This is a genomic window from Sorangium sp. So ce367 (genome assembly GCF_051520455.1).
Lineage (GTDB): Bacteria > Myxococcota_A > Polyangia > Polyangiales > Polyangiaceae > Sorangium > Sorangium cellulosum_B.
Window position 1 is genome coordinate 2,997,206 of record NZ_CP150334.1, and the last position, 21,081, is coordinate 3,018,286.

A 21,081-nucleotide genomic window follows, 5' to 3' on the forward strand; every position below is an offset into this window, starting at 1 on the left:
TGGCCGACCTGGGCCTGCTGCCGATGAGAGGGTGAGCGCGCGTCCCCGCTCGCGGCAGAGGCCCCGTTCGACAGGGAAGGGGAGGCGATGCTTTCATGGGCTGAAGTGAAGCGGCTGATCTCGCAGATCGTCGGCCCGCGGCTGGTCGATCTCGGGTTCCACAACCCGGGCCGTGCCATGTGGCGGCTTCGCCCGTACTTCGTCGACGTCGTCTGGTTTCATTGCCCTCGCGCCGGCATCTTCCAGGTCGAGTTTGGCTGTGGGCTGCGCAAAGCCGTCCGGAACAATCCGGCTCCGTGGCATTGCCAGTTCCGCGCGCAGCCGGGGCATTCGTTCAACTGGGAGGAACTACCCTGGTCGTTTCGCCTGTCGGAATCGGAGCAGGTCGAGGTCCTTCGGCTGCTCGCCCCTCGGGTCGTGGCAGCCGCACGGCGGTGGTTCGCTCACTTCGACACGATCGACAGCGCCATCCGCGCGCTGGAGAGCAATCCGTTGTCGGGGCCGCGGAATGTAGCTCCCTGCGCCCCAGGTAGCCCCGCCTACAACGAAGCGATGTCCGAGCTGCGCGCCGCGGCGGCCGGCGTGGCCGGACAACCCGCCGCGGCGGACGAGACCGGGGCTCTGCACCGCCCTCGCCGCTGAGCGCGAACGTTGTCGCTCGCGATGAGCGGCGCGCGTGCCACCGCGTCGTGAAGTGAGCAGCTGCGGCTGCTCTCCCCCCTGGCGGCGGACGGCTACGGGGAAGGCCGCGGCCTGCCCTCGCCGGCGCCGAGCGCGCCGGCCCCCGCGGGCTCGCCCTGCGGCGCGAGCTCGTCGCCGCCCACGAAGAACGAGATGTACTGCGACGATCGAGGCTCCGGCGCGGCGCTCACGGGACCTCCGCGCGCGCGGAGGTAGCCCGATCCGCGCCCCGCGCCGGAAAGCGCTCGAGCTCGGCGTCCTCGTGCAGCGCCGCGGGGGAGCGCAGGGCCCCGTTCGTCCTGGCCCGGGCGAGCGTCGCGAGCACGGCGGCGCCGTTCGAGGCGCCCGGCGAGGCCGCGGAGCCCTCCCGGGAAGGCGGCGGGAGGCGCCGCGCGCCGCCCGCGCCGGGGGCGCGCGGCACGCGGGGGCGCTCGGGGAACGCGAGCTCGTCGCCCACCTGGAAGAAGCGCAGCATGCCCGAGAGCGCGTCCGCCTGCGCCGCGAGCTCCTCGGCCGTGCTGGCGAGCTCCTCGCTGATCGCGGCGTTGCGCCGCGTCACCTCGTCGACGCGGCGCATGGCGCTGTTCACCTGGCCGACCGCGTCGGCCTGGCTGAGCGAAGCGATCGCCACCTCCTGCGTGAGCGCCGAGGTCCGCCGGATCGAGGGCGCCATCTCCTCGATCAGCTGCCCCGAGCGATCGGCGACCTGCACGCTCGCCGACGCGAGCGCGCCGATCTCCTTGGCGGCGGCCTGGCTCCGCTCCGCGAGGCGGCGGACCTCGCTCGCGACCACGGCGAAGCCGCGGCCGTGCTCGCCGGCCCGGGCCGCCTCGATCGACGCGTTCAGCGCGAGCAGGTTGGTCTGGTACGCGATCTCCTGCACGATCGAGACCTTCTCGGCGATGTCGCGCATCGCGGCCACGGTGCGCTGGACCGCGGCGAGGCTCTGCTCCGCGGAGGCCGCGGCGCCGGTGGCGAGCGCGTCGGTCTGCTGGCTGCTCTCGGCGTTCTTCTGGATCGAGCCGCTCACCTCCGAGAGGCTCGCCGACGTCTCCTCCACCGCGGCCGCCTGCTCGCTCGTGCCCTGCGACAGGTTCTGCGAGGTGGCCGAGATCTGCGTCGAGGCCGCGGCGAGCGACTCGGCGCCCGTGCGGATCTCCAGGAGGACGGTCGAGAGCTTGTCCGCCATCTCCGCCATCGCCTCCTCCAGCTGCCCGAGCTCGTCGCGGCCCGAGGCCACGCCCCGGTGCCGCAGATCGCCGTCGGCGATCCGCCTGGCGAGCCCCACGGCCGAGCTCAGCGGGCCCGTGATGCTGCGCGAGACGAGGACGCTGACGAGCACGCCGACCGCCAGCGCCACGAAGGCGATGAGGCCCATGTCCCGCGAGGCGCGCCGCGCGTCGCCGCTCAGCGACGCCTGCATCGTCTCCATGTGCCTCGTGCTCGCCTTGGCGAGGCCCTCGGCCGACTCCTCGAACCGGTGGATCTCGTCCTTGTAGCCGGTCATCACGGCGTTCGCCGCCTGGGCCGTGGGCAGCTGCCCGGCGAGCGTTTCCTGCATCACGCGGCGAAAGCCGACGACGTAGCTCGCCAGGTCGCGCCGCATCGCGGCGACCGACTCCCGCTCGTGGGGCAGCGTCACGAGGCGGTCGAGCTCGTCCAGCCGGCGCTCCATCTGCGCCTCGAGCTCGTTCCATTTCTCCTGATACCCCTGCTGGACGGGGCGATCGCCCATGCTGAGGAAGCAGTCTTTCTCGTAGCGGCGGAGCTCCATGAGGTCGCGCTCGATCTGCATCGCGATCGCGAGCTCCCGGACGTCCGACACCAGGATCTCGTGCGTCTTCTCCGCGACGGAGGTCAGGCCGAGGTGCCCCGAGATCGCGATGGCGAGCATGAGCATCGCCATGAACGCGAGCGAGAGCGAGAGACGCAGCGCGATCCTGAGCCGGTTCATCGTGTCCTCCCCTCCGGATCCATCGCCCTTTCCCGCGCCTCCGAGGGGGGAGCCCGCCATCGATCCCTGGGCGCGAGCCCGCCGCCGGCGCGGCCGCGGGTGAGGTCGTGCATCAGCGCGTCCACATCGAGGATCAGCGCGAGCCTGCCGTCGGCGAGGGCCGTGGATCCGGTGATGCCCCGGGTGCGGCGGAAGAGCCGGCCGAGCGGCTTGATGACCGCCCTGCCCTCGCCGTCGAGCGAGTCTACGACGAGGCCGGCCTGGCCCCCTCGTGGGCCACCACGACCACGCTCTCGCGGGCCGGCGCAGGCCGCGGCGAACATCTGCATGAGCGCGGCCCGCTCGGCATCCATCGCGATCACAGGGGCTGGATGGCGGCGCTGCCGTCGTCCGTGCGGAAGATGAGCTTCCGGCCCTGGCTGCCGCCCGTGTCCTGCTGGACGACCCGGATCCCGGCGGCGCGCAGCACCATGACCCCGACCGCCACGTTCTGGTGTCCGAGGTGCGAGTCCCGCTCCCGGAAGGCGGAGATCATGCAGGCGCCGCCGACGATCCGGGCCTGGAGCGAGCGGGGCGTGGCGCCGAGGGCCGCCAGACGATCGAGGAGCTGCTGAAAGGCGGTGTCTCCGAAGCGCCCGAGCGGCAGCTGGAGGTTGGGGCAGCTGGGGAGCACGTAGTGGTTCATGCCGCCCACGCCGAGCGCAGGCTCCCAGAGGCAGATCGCGACGCACGAGCCGACGATCGTGGTGATGATCGTCGGCTCGCCCGACGCGAAGACGTTGCCCGGCGTGAGGTAGTGGGGCTGCGGGCTGCTCGGAGGGGGCGCGCTCAGCCGCGCTCGTCCAGCGCCGTACCGCTGCGACGGGGGCTTGAGCATCGTCATCGCATCTCCAGGGCGCCGCAGCGCTCCCGCCCCGCGCAGAACGGCCCGGCCGCCAGCGTGCCGAGCGCCTCGAGAAGACACTTATCGATCGGCCCGAGCTCGGGTTTCTGCGAGAGCAGACGGAAGACGGCGATGACGCCGACCACGCGCTCGTCCATCGTGAGCGGGACACAGGCCATGACGTCGCCCTCGCCGCGCGCGCAGGGGGCCTGGGGGGCGGCCGGGTCGCTGCCGAGCGCGGCGCCCTGCCGGAAATACGGCTCGATCCGCCGCGCCACGCGCCCCACGATGCCCTCTTCCGGCGCTATCAGGACGGCGGACGACGGCGCGACGCCGTAGGCCGCGACGACCCTCGCCGCCCCGCTGCCGTCGATCTCGAAGACGGCGATCTCCTCGGAGCCGACGAGGTTCGCGATGATGTCCTGGAGGGCGCGGCACGCCTCCTCACGGGTCCGGAGCGGCAGGAGCCGGCGGCTCGCGACATAGAGATTCGCGAGCTGCGAGCGCTGCTGTTCCTCCTCGGCGCATCGATCGGCGGCGAGCGCGAGCGCCGCCTCGGCGCGGACGGCGCGGGCCTCGAGGCGCCCGCGGGCCCTCCGGACCCGGCCAAGCAGCCGGCCGAGCGCGCGGGCGCGCCGCGCGAGCCGCTTCTTCTGCCCTTCGAGCGCGCTCACGTGCGCTCGTGACGATCGCTCGCGGCGCACCGCGTGCTCCACCCCGCGTTCAGCTTGTCCATCACGCGACATGTCGGTCTTCACCTCATTCGCCTAGACAGCTCTTGACCTTCTCGAGGAGCTCGAGGGAATCGATGGGCTTCGTGATGTAGTCGGAGCAGCCACAGCGAAACCCCTCTTCCCTGTGCGAGACCTCGCCTCGGCTCGTGACGAGGACAATGGGCGTCTCCCGCGTCGCCTCCTCCGATCGCAGCCTCCGGCAGGCCTCGAATCCATCCATGGCAGGCATGATCACGTCGAGCAGGATCAGATCAGGTCGCTCGGCGAGCGCCCTGGCCACCGCCGCGCTGCCGTCCTTGGCAGTGACCACGTCATAGCTCTTCCGGAGGATCATCTGCTCCATCATCAGGACGGTCTCCGAGTCGTCCACCAGCAGGATCTTCTTTCGAGACACCACCGCCTCCCCTCGCAGGCAACGAAGGCCACTCGAGCGCTCGCCCGCGCGGCTCGCACGCCCCCTCTCCCCAAGGGGCGTCGCCTTTGCCCAAGGTACGCTCGGGTCACGCCTCAAGTAAACATCAATCGAGGCAGGAACACTCGGACATACAGCATCGTTCTATTGCGCTGGCGGGCCAACGGGCCGGCGGGTCGGCCCGCCGGCCCCGACCTCCTCGACAGTGTGGGTGCGAGGGCCGGACGCCACCGCGAGAGCGTCGGTGTCTGGCGGAGGCGCAAAGACCCTTTGGAAGAGGACGCAACAAAGCCATCGTGTTGTACGGCCGCTTACGATGTGGGCGGACACGGAGAGCTCCGGGCTCCCCTGGGTCGGGCGACGGTGTTCTCTGGTGAGCGCAGGCGCTCAGTTGAAGCGTTCGACGTGGACGTGCCCGCGCGGCGCACGTGCGCCGTGGTCAGATCGAAGCGCCGCGAGCCGTCAGGGGCGGAGGTGATGGAGCAGGCGCGCCTTGCGTCGCCTCAGGGCAGTGGCCTGGCAGCGTTGGCTCTCTCGACGAGATGTCGAGTCGCAGCGCCGACGTCTTCGATCGTCATGAATGAGCCCGCTTCATGGCGCGACCGGCTCCCAGCGGGCCAGTGGCCCTCCGGGAATGACGCCTCCCGAGAGGGGCACGCTCGATCTCACGGCGAACGCGCCGTCCAGCGTGTGAAGGACGCCCGGCCCTGGGCGGTGGAAGCGCGGATCGACGGCCAGCCCGCGCGCGGCCCACTCCGCTGGTGTGTAGACAACGATGTCGTCTCGATCCGGGCGCGTGAAGGCGGGAGCGTAGCCGCCCAGATGGATCAGGGGCGCCGCGCCGCCCGCGAATCCGTCCTCGATCTGCAGCTCGATCGGGTCGTCCGCCGCGTAGATGACGAGCGCCCGAAAGCGCGCCCCGGCCGCCACGCCGACCAGGGTCGCCTCCTCGAGGGCCAGGCAGAGGAACGCGTCGGGGTTGTCGGCGGTGATCTGCACGGTCCGCGGGGCGCTGTCGCCGCCTCGGCCCAGATAGCTTTGCACCTCCAGCTTGTCCGGCGTCGCGGCCGCGAGGGTCACCTGGTCCACGTCGGAGTCCGGCTGTACGAAGCGGCCGGTCGCGCCCGCGTAGCCGTCGAGACCGAGCGCGGCCGCGGTCGAGCGACAGGCTTGCACGCGGGCGGCGGCCTCGTCCGCGTCGGTCGCCGACAGCGCGAGGAGCGCGCCGTCGGCGCCGATCTCGATGCCCAGCGTGGCCGGGGGCAGCGGCGCGAGCTCGGTCACCGCGCCGTCGGCGAGGCTCACCGCGAACAACGTGTCGCGCAGCACGAGCACCCGCTGGTTCGCGGCGTCGAAGGCGAGATCCGCCGCCCCGGCCAGCCCCGTCTCGAACCGCGGCACCACCGTCTTCGCGGCGGGATCGATGCTGAGCAGAGAGAACGACCTCGGTCCACCGAGCGCGTAGAGCCGGTCCGTCGCCCCATCCCAGGTGAGCGGACCCACGGCGCCGCTGCCATCCACGGCGTCCTCGATGGCGCCGGTCGCGAGCGAGTACGACGAGATCGACCCGGCGCGGTTGACGAAGAGCGCCTGCGGGGTCGCGCCGCCCGACAGCCCCGTGACCTCGAGCTCCGCCAGCGGCAGCGCGCTGCCCGAGCCCGGATCGAGCGTGGCGAGCACCGAACGCCCCTCGAAGGAGCCCGCCATCACCAGCGTTTCGCTCGCCGTGGGCGTACGGCCGCACGTCCCGCCTTCGCGTTGCTCGAAGTTCGCGGCGCAGAGGTCACAGCGCTCCCCCGTGTATCCGAGGACGCAGACGCAGCGCGCGAAGCCGATCGAATCGTCGCAGCTGCCGTGCTCGCCGCAGCTGACGCCGGCCCCGTCGCAGGAGGGCAGGCAAGCGCCCGTCGTCGAATCCTGCAGGTAGCCTTCGGCGCAGCTCGCGCAGCCGATCCCGCCGTACCCCTCGGCGCACCCGCAGCGGGCGCCCGTCTCCGTGTCGACGCAGATCTGGTTCGTGCTGCAGGTGAAGCCGGAGGCCGCGCACGTGGGCACGCAGCCGGTCCCGCTGTCCCGATAGCCGAGCGCGCACCGCGAGCAGTCGTCCCCGGTGTGCCCCGTCGGACATTCGCACAGCGCCGTGCCGCCCGCGTCCGAGCAGCGGCTCGGCGCCTTGCAGTCGAGCTGGGCCTCCGCGCAGGTGGGGCGGCAGTCGCCGTTCGCGTCGTTGTCCTGGTAGCCGCTCTGGCATTGATCGCACAGCCGACCTTCGTACAGCGCCTCGCACGCGCATTCGTCCGCGCCGGCCGTCGCGACGCACGTGCCGTGCGGACCGCACCGCTCCGGGTTGACAGCGCAGTCGAGCGGGATGAGCGCGCAGCGGTTGTCGACCAGCTTGTAACCGGACGCGCACGTCGTGCACTCGGTGCCGACGAACCCCTCGGTGCACACGCAGGTCGGGCCCAGCGCCGCGCTGACGCACTCCTGCCGGGCGCTGCACATCTCGACGCCGCAGCTCAGAAAGCCAGAGACCGAGTCCTCGCACCCCAGAAGGGAGAGCAGCAGGAGAGGCCAGGAGACGCGCAGGACCCTCATGGCACCTCCGCTACCCACGCAAGCGCGTTGCCCGCAGGCTCGTGCGCGAGGCGAACCTCGAGGGTGGCCTGAGACGCCCAGTCCATCAGCGCGAGGGTGGCGGCGCGCCGTTCGGGGAAGTTCGTGATGCTGTCGAGGGCCAGCGCTTCCCACGAGGCCGTGTCGTGCTCGGTGATGCCTTCGATCGGCCCCGAGACGCTGAGTCCTTCGTCGGTGTGGACGATGAAGCTGTAGCTCGCGTCGGCGGGGCGCGCCGTCGCGTCGACGCTCACCGCTCGGCCCGGCGCGGCGACCAGGAGGAAGCCGGCCCGGAGGCTCGGGGACAGCGCGATCTCGAGCTCGGCCGCCCCGCCGCCGCCGTCGTCGACGACACACACGGCCGCGTCGGGGTGGTCGACGGCGATGGTCACCGCGTCGATCGGCTGGGTGCCCAGATCGGCGACGATCAGCGCCGGATCCGCGCCCTCGTACGCCAGCGTGAGCGGCGCCGTGCTTCCCTCGCTGGCGTCGACGACGCGCTTCGCGTGCCACGCGGGGACGGCGCCGAAGCGCGCGAGGGCCCCGGCGCAATACCGCAGGAGCCGGTCCTCACGGCTCTCCGCGTCGCTGCCGAGCAAGTAGGCGCGCGCGCTTCCGGGATCGAAGGCCATGGCGAGCCAGTCGGAGCCCTGCGTCCGACCGACGAGCTCCGGCGCGGAGTCAGCGAGCTCGAAGGTCGCGCCCGCCGCGTCCAGCCCGAGGATCCTCGCGCGGCTCGGGTCGTACTCGAGCGCGCGAGCGCCTGCCGCGGAGAGCTCCTCGGCCTGGAACGTCTCGAGATCGATCGCGTGAATGGCGTTCGCCGACGCGGAGAGCGCCCTGTTTCCGGCTGGATCCAGCGACAGCGCGCTCCCGAGATCGGCGTCCGCGCTCGTGAGATCCGTGACCGCACCGGACGCGAGATCGAGGGTCGCCAGGCGCCCGCCGTTCAGCGCGAACACGCGACCGGAGCCGGGGTCATACGCGACGTCGGTCACGGTGCTCGGCACGCTCGCGAGAGGGCGGAACGACCAGTCGGGCGGGACGAGCGCGCCGAGGACGCGCTCGGAGCCGACGACGGACAGCGTCAGCAGCGCTGGCGCCGAGAGCGCGGCGACGCACCGGCCGGCGTCGTTGGGCGTGAGCCCTGGCTCGCAGCGCTCGCAGCTTTCGCCCGTGTGCCCCGGATCGCAGCGACACGCAGCCCCGCTCGCCGTCTCCTCGCAGACCCCCGCCTCACCGCAGTCGACCTCCGGGGCGTTGCAGGTCGGGACACAGTCGGACCCGACCAGCGCGGGCCGGAAGCCCTCCTGGCATGGATTGCATTCAGGCCGGTCGTCTCCCGGCGCGCAGGTGCAGATGCGGCCTTCGCCGCAGCGGAGCGGCGGGGCCTCGCCGCCGTCGTCTGCACACCCGACGACCAGCGCCAGCGTCATCGCCCAGAGCCCGTAGCGCAACGTCATTTCCCTATCCCGACGGTGACCATGAGCCAGAACCTCCACGCGCTGTAGTCGTACGTCTGCTTCGCTCGCCAGCTCGGCCCCTCCGCGTCGATCCCGAACAGCCGATAATCGACATGCTGGACAAGGAGCTCGGCGCCGATGGTGTTGAGGCGCGACGTGCGGAAGACAGGGCCGGCCTGGAGTCCGTAGATCCAGCTGAAGCGGGTCGGATAGGTCACGTCGCACTCGCTGACTTGCCCGCTGGCCCGCAAGTCGTCACACAAGCTCTCGTAGGCCTCGCCGTCCCTGCCTTGCGCGCTGCCATCGTGCGCGAACAGGAACTCCGGACCGGCGAAGGCGCCCAGTCGGAGCGCGAGGGACTCCGTCACGGGGAGCGCGGCGCCGAGCATGAACGGGGTCGCGAACTCCCAGCCGATGCCCCGCTCCGGCACGGTGGGCTCTCGTCCTTCGAGGGTCGTGCCCGTTGTGAACCAGAAGCCAAACCCGAGGCTCACGGGCTCGGGCCCGAACATCAGATCGAAGCCGAGCAGCACGGGCGTGTGATCGTCGACGTCCTCCCTCCCGGCGCGCAAGGACAGCGGGCAGCTGCCGGCGCACTGGCCCTGAAAGTCCAGCGTGCCGCTCCCGTAGGCGCCGTAGCCGAAGCGAAACACGGACAAGGGCACGCTCCGCGGCTTCCTCTTCACCGGAGACGCTGGCTTCGACGGCGCGCCAGCGGTCGGGGCCGGCGGGGGAATGAACGGTGGTGGCCCGGGCGGGTAAGGCTGGGATGGTGGTGGCCCGGGCGGGTAAGGCTGGGATGGTGGTGGCCCAGGCGGGTAAGGCTGGGATGGTGGTGGCCCGGGCGGGTAAGGCTGGGATGGATAGGTATACGGATACGGGTACGGATACGGATAGGGATATGGGTACGGCTGGGCGGCGCTCGGAGGAGGCGGCCCGGGCTGTGCCGGCTCAGGCTGTGCGGGAGCGGGCGGCGGGGCTTCCGCGGGCCCGGACTGCGGCGGCGGAGGCGGCGCGGGCGCGGGCTGTACCGCTGCAGGGGGCGCGGGGGCGGGCTCCATGGCGCTCGAGTCGGGCGCCTGAGCGAACGACCGCGCGCTCATGATCAAGCCGAGGCACTGCAGGTGCCAGAAGACCCTCCTTCGCGAGGTGCTCCGCCGTCGGGTTTTCACCACGTCCTCATCCTAGAGCTCGGGCGCGAGCTGAAGCAAGCGCCAAGCCAGCGCCGTATCTGCTGCAAAACCCGCCTCGGGCCTCGCGAAGACCACGACATCCGTGTCGTTGGCTCTCTCGACGAGCTGTCGAGTCCCGGCTTCGACCTCTTCGATCGTCATGAAGGCCCGCGCACCCCTGTTCGACGCTGGAACCTCGGTATCCTGGGTGAGCTCGGCCTGGCGTGCTCTGTTCGGCGCCCCGCGTCGCGGCCCCGGAGCTTGGCCGAGCGAGCGGCCGGTGGTACCAGGACACGATGGACGTGAGAGCTCGGGCGCCCTCCCAGGATCCTGCGCGCACGGCGCTGCTGATCATCGACATGCAGAACGACTTCCTCGCGGAGGGAGGCGCGTTCTCGAAGCGCCACTGCGATCCGCACCAGCTCGCGCAGACCGTGGCCTGGCTCGCGCGCGCGGCGCGCGCGCAGGGGCGGGTCGTGGTGTGGGTGACGTCGGTCTACGGCGAGATCGACGCGGCGCCGGACGCGCTCCGCGGGCAGACGCACACCGGCAGCGCGTGCTGCGCCCGCGGCACGTGGGGCGCCGAGCTGTTCCCGGCGCTCGTCCCGGTGCGCGCCGAGCGCCCCGCGGGGACCGCGGAGTGGCACGTCGAGAAGCGCTGGTATTCGGCGTTCCGTGAGACCGAGCTGCACGCCCGGCTGGCGGAGGCGGGCGTGACCGGCGTGGTCCTGTGCGGCGTCGCGACCAACGTGTGTGTCCTCGCCGCCGCCCGCGACGCGCGCCGGCTCGGCTATGACGTCGATATCCTCGGGGACGCGACCGCGGCGGGGACCGCGGGCAAACACGCCGTGGCGCTGCGCGAGATCGAGGGCCTCGGCGGCCGGCGCCGCAGCTGGGCCGACCTGCTCTCCGACGGACCCGGGCCGGTGCACATCGCCGGCATCGGCGCGGGCGAGACGGCGCTGTGGTGCGGCGCCCTCGACGAGCGCCTCGCCGGGGACGCCGGCGCCTTCGCCGCTGTCGAGCGCGAGGTCGCCTGGACGACGATGCGCCACCGCGGAGGGGAGGTGCCCCGCCTGGTCGCGATCCAGGGCGAGCGCTCGCCCGACGGCGCCATGCCGCTCTATCGGCACCCGGTCGACGAGCAGCCCGAGCTCTGCCCCTTCACCCCCGCCGTCGACCGCATTCGCAGGGAGGTCGAGCGCCGCGTCGGACACCCGCTCAACCATTGCCTGCTCCAGCTCTACCGCACGGGACGCGACTGGATCAGCGAGCACTCCGACAAGACGCTCGACCTGGTGCGCCCGTCGTTCATCGTCAATGTCTCGCTCGGACGACAGCGCACCATGGTGCTCCGGCCCAAGCGCGCCGAGGACGGGAATGCTGTCCAGAAGGTCCCTCTGCCGCACGGCTCGCTGCTCGTCATGGACCTGGAGACGAACCGCCGATTTTACCACGCCATTCGCCAGGAGGGGGACACGGAGGGTGAGGGCGACGGCCATGTGTCGCCATCGCGCATCTCGCTCACGTTCCGGCACATCGGCACGTTTCACGATCCGGCGACCGGCGCTGTCTGGGGCGTCGGCGCGCCCGCGTCCGATCGCCCCGAGGCCGAGGCGCGCGCCCGAGCCCGATCCGCGGTCCCCGAGCCGGAGCGCGAGGCGGCGGAGCGCGGCGAGGCAGAGCGGATGTTGCAGCTCTTCCGCGCCGAGAACGTCGACCCCACCTTCGATGTCGCCGCGTACCGCCCGGGCTTCGAGGCGCTCAACTTTCGCACGCTCCGCGCGTCGCACGAGCCCGGGGGCGACCGATGAGCGCTCAGCGCACGGTGTACTTCGTGAACGGCTCGATCTCGAGCTGGCGCGTCCTGATGGCGGCTCACGAGAAGGGCCTCGCCTTCGAGGCGCGCCGCCTGCGCGTGATGCGGGAGCCCCGCGAGACGCGCACCCCGGAGTTCCTGGCTCTCAACCCGCGGGGCCAGGCCCCGGTGCTGGTGGAGCCCGACGGCGCCGCCATGAACGAGTCGCTGGCGATCCTGACGTACCTCGAGCTGCGGTATCCCGACCCGCCGCTCCTCCCGCCGCTCGCCGAGCCCGGCGCGCTCGCCCGCGCGCTCGCCTTCGCGCAGGAGTCCGAGGCCACGGCGTGTGTCTACGACCCGCTGGAGGGCCTCTTCGAGGCCGGCCCGGAGGCCGTGTCGCCGGACCGGCGAGCCGCCATCCTGGGCGCGCTCTCGGGGGTGGAGCGGGAGCTCGCGCTGTGGGACGCGCGGGCCCAGAAGACACGGTTCATCGCGTCGGACGCCTTCACGCTCGCGGACTGCGCGTTCTACCCGGTGCTCGCCTACATGCAGCGGCGCGGGCTGTCGCTCGCCGGTCATCCGGCGCTCGACGCCTACGAGCGCCGCGTGCGCGGTCGCCCCTCGGCGGTGGCCTCGTACCCCGAGGGCTGGTCCCACGACCGGGCGCGCCCCGACCTGTTCGCGCAGGCGCGGGCGCTCGCCGCCGCGACGTAGCGCGGCCGCCCCGCTGATCGTCGGGTGAAGGCGGCCCGCTCGATGCGCGGGCAGGTCGGCGATACGGCGTCACGTTCCCAGGAGGGCGGCGGGCTGCGGAGGGCACCTGCCGTCACCTGAGGTGAGCGCGACGAACCGCCATCTGTCGCTGGAACGACATGAAGAAGACGCCCTGCTGCGTGTCCCCGCGCGTCTCGAGCGTGACGAGCCCGCGGTCCGGCTTGTCGACGACGTCCTCCGCCGAGAGCACCTCGCTCCTCCCGTAGATCGTGTCGCCCTCGCGAACAGGCTCGAGCTCGCGAATCTGCGATTCGAGGTGATTGATCGCGTTCGTCGATATATCGTTCATCGATAGGCCCAGAAGGCGCACGCCCTCCTCGAACTCGCTTGAGAGCCGCGCGGCATCTCCTCGTCGAGAATATCGCCAAATTTTTGAAGCACGAGGGCGAGGCGCCCGGGGAGCTCGCACCGCCTCAGATAATCTGAAGTCGCCCACAGCCCGACCTGGGCGGCGCCCGGCTCCGCAAACGCGTGAGTCCGATGGATTCAGGGGGCTTGAGCCGGCGCGGTCGTCGCGAGGGGTGGCTCACCGGAGCGCGCCTGCGCTCTGACGCCGCTGTCATGCATCGTGCCGGAATGGCGCCTCGATGCGCGCCCGAACCAGACGAAGCGTGCGTCGCGGCGTTGGCACTGAAGCTGCACGGCGCGCGGCAGGACGCGGGGCGAGGACGTGTCGCGATCCTGCGCGAACCTGACCGCCCGGCGTTCGAAGGAGGGATGGCATGAACCGATTCTTTGGCTTCATCATGACGGTCGCGTCGGGCATCGTGATGGTCGGCTGCGCAGAAATCGGCGGGAGCGACATGGCTTCTTTCGGCGGCTCCGGCGAGTTCGGCGCGACGCCGGGGGGGGTGAAGGATATGGGCCTCGCACGGGGCCTCGTCGAGAACGGCAGGGTGCCGCCGGCCGAGGCGTTCGTCGTCGAGGCGATGTTCTCGGAGCATGATTTGCCGCTCGAGGGCGCGCCGTGCGCGACGCTCCTCTGCGTGCGCGCGGCGATGGGGATCGCCCCGAACGCGCAGGGCGAGAGCGCCGCGTGGGTGCAGGTCGGCATGTCGTCGACGATCGATCCCGAGACGTTCAAGCGGCCGTCGATGGCGATCGTCGCGACGGTCGACGTATCCGGCTCGATGTCGTGGGGCTACGGCGATGGCGAAGGCGGGATGCCCGCGGCGATCGCCCGCTCACTCCTCGGGAATGTGGCGAGCAGCCTCGACGCGGACGACCGCTTCGCGCTCGTCACGTATGGCTCGTCGGTCAGCACGCCGCTCGACTGGACGCAAGGGGACGACCCCGAGATCAAGGAGACCATCGACGAGCTCTCGGAGAACGGCTCCACCAACATGGAGGCAGGCCTCATCCGGGCGTACGCGCTCGCGCGCGAGGCGAAGGGCACGGCCGACGAGGTCCGCGTCATGCTCTTCACCGACGTTCAGCCGAACGTGGGAGCCATCGACGGCAGCGAGTTCGAGCGCCTGGTCGCGGAGGGCGCGGAAGACGGCATCGGGATCACCGTCTTCGGCCTGGGCCTGGGGCTGGGCGTCGAGGTCATGAACCGGATGTCGCACCTGCGCGGAGCCAACGCCTTCAGCCTGATGGACGCCGACGAGGTAGGGCTCTTCATGGAAGACAACTGGCCGTGGATGGCGACGCCGATCGCCCATGATCTCAGCCTCGTCGCGACCCCTTCGCCGGGCCTCTCTCTCACCCACGCGTATGGCTTCCCCACAGGGGAGGCCGGCGCGACGTCGATCGCCTCGCTCGACGTGGCGAGCGTGTTCCTCAGCAAGCGCAAGGGGGCCCTGCTCCTGTCCCTCACGCCGGCGTCGCCAGAGGAGGTCGCCGGGTCGGAGGTGGAGGTCGCGCTCAGTTACGTCGACCGCTCGGGAGAGCCGGTCACGAGCTCCCTCTCGGCGCGTTATGACGGCGAGGCGCTCGACGAGCGCGGCGTGGTGATGCCGCAGGCGAGCGTCGACAAGACGGTGGCGCTCGCGCTCCTCGTGCAAGCGATGCACGACGCGGCGCAAGCGTACGGCTCGGACCCAGCCGCGGCGATTGCCACCCTGGAGCCCGCGCTCGAGCGCTTCGCCGCCGACGCGGCGGCGATCGGAGACGCCGGCATCGACGCGGAGGCGGCGTTCTGGCCCGCGCTCCTGGACCTCATGAAGGCGGACGCCCCTCGAGGAGATCTTTATGGTGAGTTCAGCGACAACTGACGCTCTCCGTCGGCTCGCGATACGGCGCCTCGTGCCTGCATCTGCATCCACCGAGCGGTGATGACCGCGGCCACGAGCGCGACGATCGTCGTGACCAGGAGCGGCGCGGCGCCGTCGCCGGACATGTGCGCGCGGGAGACGTTGTCGAGGTGGATGCCGAGGTGCGCCGCCCACGCGACGAGCACGCTGCCGCCGGATCGGAGGTGCAGCGCCGTCATCAGCACGCTGAGCGACGTGATGAACACGAGGCTGAGCGCCCACGACCACCAGGGGACGCCCGGCAGGCACAGGGCGGGCAGGTGCCAGAAGGTCCACGCGACGCCGAGGACGAGGCTGGCGCGCACGGGTCCCTGCGCCGGAAGGAGCCGCCGGAGGGCATAGCCGCGCCATCCCAGCTCCTCCCCCAGCGGGGCGAGCACGGCGATACCGCGGTGTTCCGGTGTGACAGGCGTATATAGGAGCGTCGCCGGAAGGCTCCCGCCGGCGAGCGCCAGCAGCGCGAGGCCGAGGAGGTGCAGCGCCGCCGGCATGCACAGCGCGAGCGGCGCGTAGCCCCAGCCCGCCGGGGCGGGGTGGGGTGACAGGAGCCCCGAGAGCCCCGCTCGGCCACCCTCCTTCCAGGCGCACACCATGGCCGCGAGCGAGGGGCCGACAGCGCCGAGCACGAGCGGCGCCATGGCGACGCCGGGAGGGATGCCGGCGCCCCACTGCTGGAGCAGCAGGGGCAGCTGGCAGAGCCATGTGATGGCGTACGCGAGGACGAAGAACCGGGCCACGGAACGAGGCATGGATCGGCGGGACAGCGGCGCGCGCAGGATGTTCCGCGCGAGGCTCGCGACGGAGAAAGTCGCCCCGCTCGACACGAAGGCCGGGATCCGGTCGGGGGCCGGGCTCCGCTCGGAGCTCCCGTCCCGAGCGCGGGCCTCGCGCCTCCGCATGTGTAGTCCGCTGTCAACCCCGCAGCACGAAGTCGATATCGCCCGTGTCTGCGTAGGGCCCTGGAGGAGGTGATGCGCCGGCCGCGGTGCCCAGGGTGCGCCGTGGTCACGAATGTGCGGGACGGCCGTCAAGGCGCCTTTGCGACCCGCTGGCGTCGTCGACGGCTGTAATCGTTTGTCATCGTCGCTGTGACGGCACCTGTGATAGGCGTGTTTGCCGGGCGATCGGATCTGCACCTTGCCCCCGTGCGCTCCGGTGCGAGCGCCCCGAGACCCAGGAGGAACCATGCGCCGTCGCGGCAAAATTGGCTTCTTGTTATTCCGTACGCTTGGCTTGTTACTCGGCTGCGTGCTGCTGCCCGATGCGGCGCACGCGGCCACCACCGCGATCACGTACACCATCGGCCACGCGGACTGCGGCGTGAACAGCTTCGCGCTGTACATGAACGGCGCGCTGCTCGACACCGTACCCAGCTCGAACGACTGCTTCTGCAACGGCACGCCGCTCCGGGTGAGCATCACCGATCCGGCGTTGCTCGAGCTCTACAACCCCGCGAGCTGTAACGACTTCCAGGTCGAGACGGTCGGTGACGATGCCGTTGCGTGGGGCCACGTGCGCGTCGACGTCGCGTCGGACGAGGGGGCGGCGTCAGCGTGCCTGTTCGACGGCGACCCGGCCAACACCCGCCCGAGCTGCGCCGATCGGGAGCTCTGCGGCAGCTACACGTTCGACGTCGGCTCCGTGGGGAGCGCGGACGCGGATGGCGACGGCCTCGCGGTGGGCGCGGGCCAGGGATGCGACAACTGCGGCGCGACCGCCAACCCGGATCAGGGCGATGTGGATGGCGACGGGTTCGGCGACGCCTGCGACGACTGCGCGGGGCCGGGGGTGTCTGACAGCGACGGCGATGGGCTCTGCAATGGGAGCGACAACTGCTACTACGACTACAACCCGGACCAGAGCGACGCCGACGGCGATGGCGTGGGCGATGTCTGCGACGCCTGCGCGGGATCGGGGGTGTCTGACAGCGACGGCGATGGGCTCTGCGATGGCGCGGACAACTGCTACCACGCCTACAACCCGGACCAGCGCGACGGCGACGGCGACCGGGTGGGCGACGTCTGCGACAACTGCGCGGAGGCGCCGAACCCCCGCCAGGAAGACCGCGACGGGAACGGCCGCGGTGATGCATGCGACACCTGCTACGCCGCCGGGAGCACCGACTGGGACACCGACGGGGTCTGCGACACGGTCGACAACTGCGTGGGCTACACCAACCCCGACCAGGCCGACAGCGACGGTGACGGGACCGGCGACGTCTGCGACTACTGCGCAGGATCGGGTTCGTACGACAGCGACGGTGATGAAGTCTGCGATGGGGCAGACAATTGCTACTACTACAACCCGGACCAGAGCGACGCCGACGGCGACGGCGTGGGTGATGCCTGCGATTACTGCGCGGGGCCGGGGGCGTCTGACAGCGACGGCGATGGGCTCTGCGACGACGCGGACAACTGCTACTACGCCTACAACCCGGACCAGAGCGACGGCGACGGCGACGGGGTGGGCGACGTCTGCGACAACTGCGCGGAGACGCCGAACCCCGGTCAGGGAGATGGCGACTGGAACGGCCGAGGCGACGCGTGCGACGCCTGCTACGCCTCCGGGCACTCCGATTGGGATGCCGACGGGGTCTGCGACACGGTAGACAACTGCGCGAGCTACACCAACCCCGACCAGTCAGACAGCGACGGCGACGGGCTCGGCGACGCGTGCGACGCCTGCGCAGGCTCTGGGGCGTACGACAGCGACGGTGATGGCGCCTGCGATGGCGCGGACAACTGCTACACCTATTACAACCCTGACCAGAGCGACGGTGACAGCGACGGCGTGGGCGACGTCTGCGATTACTGCGCTGGGCCGGGGGTGTACGACAGCGACGGTGATGGCGCCTGCGATGGCGCGGACAACTGCTACTATGCGTACAACCCGGACCAGAGCGACAGCGACGGCGACGGGCTGGGCGACGTCTGCGATAACTGCGCGGAGACGCCGAACCCGGGCCAGGAAGACAGCGACTGGAACGGCCGAGGCGACGCGTGCGACGCCTGCTACGCCTCCGGGGGCTTCGACTCGGACGGCGACGGCGCCTGCGACTCGGCCGACAACTGCTATTATGCCTCCAACCCCGACCAGGCGGACAGCGACGGCGACGCGGTGGGCGACGTCTGCGATAACTGCGCGGAGACGCCGAACCCCGGCCAGGAAGACAGCGACTGGAACGGCCGAGGCGACGCGTGCGACGCCTGCTACGCCTCCGGGGTTTTCGACTCGGATGGCGACGGGGTCTGCGACACGGTGGACAACTGCGCGGGCTACACCAACCCCGACCAGGCGGACAGCGACGGCGACGGGGCCGGCGACGTCTGCGATTCCTGCGCGGGATCGGGGTGGTTCGACAGCGATGGTGATGGCGCCTGCGATGGCGCAGACAACTGCTTCACCTATTACAACCCTGACCAGAGCGACAGGGACAGCGATGGCATCGGCGACGTCTGCGATTACTGCGCAGGATCAGGGGCGTACGACAGCGACGGCGATGGCGCCTGCGATGGTGCGGACAACTGCTATTATTACAACCCTGACCAGCGCGACGCGGACGGCGACGGGATCGGGGACGCCTGCGACTACTGCGCAGGATCGGGGTCGTACGACAGCGACGGCGATGGGTCCTGCGATGGTGCAGACAACTGCTATTATTACAACCCTGACCAGCGCGACGCGGACGGCGACGGGATCGGGGACGCCTGCGACTACTGCGCGGGCCCGGGGGTGTACGACAGCGACGGCGATGGGCTCTGCGAAGAGGCGGACAACTGCTATTACGTCTCCAACCCCGACCAGAGCGACGCCGACGGCGACGGCCTGGGCGACGCCTGCGACAACTGCGCGGAGACGCCGAACCCCCGCCAGGAAGACAGCGACTGGAACGGCCGAGGCGACGCGTGCGACGCCTGCTACGCCGCCGGGAGCACCGACTCGGACGGCGATGGGGCCTGCGACTCGGCGGACAACTGCTACTATGCCGCCAACCCTGACCAGAGCGACGCCGACGGCGACGGCCTGGGCGACGCCTGCGACAACTGCGCGGCGACGCCGAACCCCGGCCAGGAAGACAGCGACTGGAACGGCCGAGGCGACGCGTGCGACGCCTGCTACGCCTCCGGAGATCCCGACTGGGATGCCGACGGGGTCTGCGACACGGTAGACAACTGCGCGGGCTACACCAACCCCGACCAGGCGGACAGCGACGGCGACGGGCGCGGCGACGTCTGCGACTACTGCGCAGGATCGGGGTCGTACGACAGCGACGGTGATGGCTCCTGCGATGGGACAGACAACTGCCACTACTACTACAACCCGGACCAGAGCGACGCGGACAGCGATGGCATCGGCGACGTCTGCGACTACTGCGCAGGATCGGGATTGTACGACAGCGACGGCGATGGTCTCTGCGACGGCGCGGACAACTGCTATTACTTCTTCAACCCGGATCAGAGCGACGCCGACGAGGACGGCGTGGGCGACGTCTGCGACAACTGCGCGGAGACGCCGAACCCCGGCCAGGAAGACAGCGACTGGAACGGCCGAGGCGACGCGTGCGACGCCTGCTACGCCGCCGGGGAATCCGACTGGGACTCCGACGGGACCTGCGACTCGGCGGACAACTGCGTGGACAACACCAACCCCGACCAGGCGGACAGCGACGGCGACGGCGTGGGCGACGCCTGCGACTCCTGCGCAGGATCGGGCGCGTACGACAGCGATGGAGATGGGCTCTGCGACGGGAATGACAGCTGCCCGTTCAGCTACAACCCCGACCAGGCGGACCGCGACGGTGACGGCCACGGCGACGCCTGCGATCCCTGCGGCGCGATCATCGACAACGGCAACGTCCAGCTCGGCGTCAACTGCGAGGGCCACCTGAACCACCCGTTCCCCGGGGATCCTCTGGGCCTCGGGTACCTGGGGCTGCGTTACCTGCCCACGACCAACCCGTCGGTCGAGCCGGGCGCGCAGGCCGAAGGGTGGGGCGTCGGCGACGCCACCTCCGGGGTGACCGGTTACGCGAACGTGTCCCAGGACGGCGGCGCCGTGAACATGACGGTCCTGAGCTTCTCGTCCACGGGGAGCACCGCGGTCTCCACGGTCCAGGTGGGCTCGACGTTCATCGTCACGCACGACTACCGCCCGTCGGCGCTGACCCCCTGGCTCTACGAGGTGGTCGTGACCATCGACAACATCAGCCCGGATCCGGTGGATCTGCGTTACCGGCGCGTCATGGACTGGGACACCTATCCCACGCCGTTCGACGAGTACGTGACCATCGACATGGGGACGGCCCCGGAGCTGTTCCGCACGGACACCAATGGATTCAACAGCGCCAACCCGTTCTCGTTCAGCAGCTATCAGCCTGGCCCGGTGACCGACGCGGGCCCGACCGATCACGGCGCGCTCTTCGACTTTGACTTCGGCGAGCTCGCGCCCGGCGAGAGCAAGGTCTTCAAGACGTTCTACGGCGCCGCGGGCACCGAGGACGACGCCCGGAGCGCCCTGGCCGCCGTCGCGGCCGAGGCCTACTCGTTCGGCCAGCCGAACACCCCCGGCGGACCGGAGCTCGGGGAGCCGAACACGTTCGTCTTCGCTTATGCGAGCGTCGCCGACGCGCCTGTCTGCGGCGACGGCATCGTCGACGACGGCGAGGAGTGCGACGACGGCAACACCGACGGCGGCGACGGCTGCGACGCCGACTGCGCCGTCGGCTGCCCCGACGCGGACGGCGACGGCTATTGCGACGTCACCTGCGTGACGATCCAGCGGGGCGTCCACGGCCAGGTGGCGGACTCGACGATCTGGGCGCTGTACCCGAGCTACAACGAGGGCAGCTCACCCTACCTCCACACGGGGCTGAGCAGCGGCGCGGAGAAGAACGCGCTGTATCGCTTCGCGCTCGACTCCATCCCGTACGGCGCCACGGTCGAGTCGGCCACGTTCAGCACGACGCTCTACAGCGCCGGCACGGGCGAGATCCGGGTGCACCGCATCAGCAGCGCCTGGGAGGAGTCCACGGTCACCTGGAGCAGCGTCGCCGACGGCTTCGAGCCGGCCGTCGAGGCGACGTTCGTCGGGGCGTCGTCGGGCGTCGCGACCGTCGACCTGACAGCGCTCGTGCAGGCGTGGGTCGACGGCGTGCACCCGAACCACGGTCTGCTCCTGGAGGAGGACCTGACGGCGCTCACCAGCTACCGTTCGAGCGAGCACGGCATTCTCACCAACCGCCCCTCGCTCGAGGTGTGCTTCTACTGACCGCCCTCTGACCCTGGCCGCTTCCGCCGCCGGCAGCGACCGCCACGGCGGCCAGGGTCATCTCCGATCGTC

17 protein-coding genes are annotated in these 21,081 nt (G+C 71.1%); 5 read left to right on the forward strand and 12 right to left on the reverse strand.

The features are described from left to right. Positions 1 to 87: 87 nt before the first annotated feature. Positions 88 to 642: a hypothetical protein gene (locus tag WME97_RS11720; protein WP_437551986.1), complete on the forward strand. Its 555-nt coding sequence runs from the start codon at positions 88 to 90 to the stop codon at positions 640 to 642. Positions 643 to 734: 92 nt separating this feature from the next. On the opposite strand, the gene WME97_RS11725 is transcribed toward WME97_RS11720, so the two are convergent. The 10 genes from WME97_RS11725 to WME97_RS11770 all read right to left on the reverse strand — a co-directional run bounded on the left by WME97_RS11725 (position 735) and on the right by WME97_RS11770 (position 10,074). Beyond that, a complete protein-coding gene (locus WME97_RS11725; protein ID WP_437551987.1) occupies positions 735 to 872 on the reverse strand; it encodes a hypothetical protein in 138 nt (45 codons plus the stop codon). Next, entirely contained in the window at positions 869 to 2,635 is a 1,767-nt protein-coding gene (locus tag WME97_RS11730) for a methyl-accepting chemotaxis protein (RefSeq protein WP_437551988.1), read from the reverse strand. Before WME97_RS11730 ends, WME97_RS11725 begins: the two co-directional genes overlap by 4 nt. Further along, positions 2,632 to 2,988, reverse strand: coding sequence for a chemotaxis protein CheW (locus WME97_RS11735; RefSeq protein ID WP_437551989.1), 357 nt, complete (start codon positions 2,986 to 2,988; stop codon positions 2,632 to 2,634). Before WME97_RS11735 ends, WME97_RS11730 begins: the two co-directional genes overlap by 4 nt. A gap of 5 nt (positions 2,989 to 2,993) precedes the next feature. After that, positions 2,994 to 3,518, reverse strand: coding sequence for a chemotaxis protein CheD (locus tag WME97_RS11740; protein WP_437551990.1), 525 nt, complete (start codon positions 3,516 to 3,518; stop codon positions 2,994 to 2,996). Next, a complete protein-coding gene (locus WME97_RS11745) occupies positions 3,515 to 4,192 on the reverse strand; it encodes a GAF domain-containing protein (RefSeq protein WP_437551991.1) in 678 nt (225 codons plus the stop codon). Before WME97_RS11745 ends, WME97_RS11740 begins: the two co-directional genes overlap by 4 nt. An 85-nt stretch (positions 4,193 to 4,277) precedes the next feature. Continuing rightward, positions 4,278 to 4,646, reverse strand: coding sequence for a response regulator (locus WME97_RS11750; protein WP_437299247.1), 369 nt, complete (start codon positions 4,644 to 4,646; stop codon positions 4,278 to 4,280). Positions 4,647 to 5,255: 609 nt separating this feature from the next. Then, positions 5,256 to 7,259, reverse strand: a complete 2,004-nt coding sequence (locus WME97_RS11755; RefSeq protein WP_437551992.1) for a hypothetical protein — start codon at positions 7,257 to 7,259, stop codon at positions 5,256 to 5,258. Beyond that, entirely contained in the window at positions 7,256 to 8,740 is a 1,485-nt protein-coding gene (locus WME97_RS11760) for a calcium-binding EGF-like domain-containing protein (RefSeq protein WP_437551993.1), read from the reverse strand. Before WME97_RS11760 ends, WME97_RS11755 begins: the two co-directional genes overlap by 4 nt. Continuing rightward, positions 8,737 to 9,405, reverse strand: a complete 669-nt coding sequence (locus tag WME97_RS11765) for a hypothetical protein (RefSeq protein WP_437551994.1) — start codon at positions 9,403 to 9,405, stop codon at positions 8,737 to 8,739. The genes WME97_RS11760 and WME97_RS11765 overlap by 4 nt, the downstream gene beginning before the upstream one ends. Positions 9,406 to 9,924: 519 nt before the next feature. Beyond that, a complete protein-coding gene (locus WME97_RS11770) occupies positions 9,925 to 10,074 on the reverse strand; it encodes a hypothetical protein (protein ID WP_437551995.1) in 150 nt (49 codons plus the stop codon). Between the two features lie 134 nt (positions 10,075 to 10,208). Here WME97_RS11770 and WME97_RS11775 point away from each other — a divergent pair, with 134 nt between their 5' ends. Both WME97_RS11775 and WME97_RS11780 read left to right on the forward strand, forming a co-directional pair. Then, on the forward strand, positions 10,209 to 11,726 hold the full coding sequence (locus tag WME97_RS11775; RefSeq protein ID WP_437551996.1) for an isochorismatase family protein: 1,518 nt from the start codon (positions 10,209 to 10,211) through the stop codon (positions 11,724 to 11,726). Further along, on the forward strand, positions 11,723 to 12,427 hold the full coding sequence (locus WME97_RS11780; protein ID WP_437551997.1) for a glutathione S-transferase family protein: 705 nt from the start codon (positions 11,723 to 11,725) through the stop codon (positions 12,425 to 12,427). Before WME97_RS11775 ends, WME97_RS11780 begins: the two co-directional genes overlap by 4 nt. Before the next feature lie 112 nt (positions 12,428 to 12,539). On the opposite strand, the gene WME97_RS11785 is transcribed toward WME97_RS11780, so the two are convergent. Then, positions 12,540 to 12,776, reverse strand: coding sequence for a hypothetical protein (locus WME97_RS11785; protein ID WP_437551998.1), 237 nt, complete (start codon positions 12,774 to 12,776; stop codon positions 12,540 to 12,542). 433 nt (positions 12,777 to 13,209) lie between these two features. On the opposite strand from WME97_RS11785, the gene WME97_RS11790 reads away from it, so the two are divergent. Beyond that, positions 13,210 to 14,703: a vWA domain-containing protein gene (locus tag WME97_RS11790; RefSeq protein WP_437551999.1), complete on the forward strand. Its 1,494-nt coding sequence runs from the start codon at positions 13,210 to 13,212 to the stop codon at positions 14,701 to 14,703. On the opposite strand, the gene WME97_RS11795 is transcribed toward WME97_RS11790, so the two are convergent. Further along, entirely contained in the window at positions 14,679 to 15,491 is an 813-nt protein-coding gene (locus WME97_RS11795) for a CPBP family intramembrane glutamic endopeptidase (protein ID WP_437552000.1), read from the reverse strand. The genes WME97_RS11790 and WME97_RS11795 overlap by 25 nt on opposite strands. A gap of 484 nt (positions 15,492 to 15,975) precedes the next feature. On the opposite strand from WME97_RS11795, the gene WME97_RS11800 reads away from it, so the two are divergent. Beyond that, entirely contained in the window at positions 15,976 to 21,009 is a 5,034-nt protein-coding gene (locus WME97_RS11800; RefSeq protein ID WP_437552001.1) for a thrombospondin type 3 repeat-containing protein, read from the forward strand. The last annotated feature ends 72 nt before the right edge of the window (positions 21,010 to 21,081 follow it).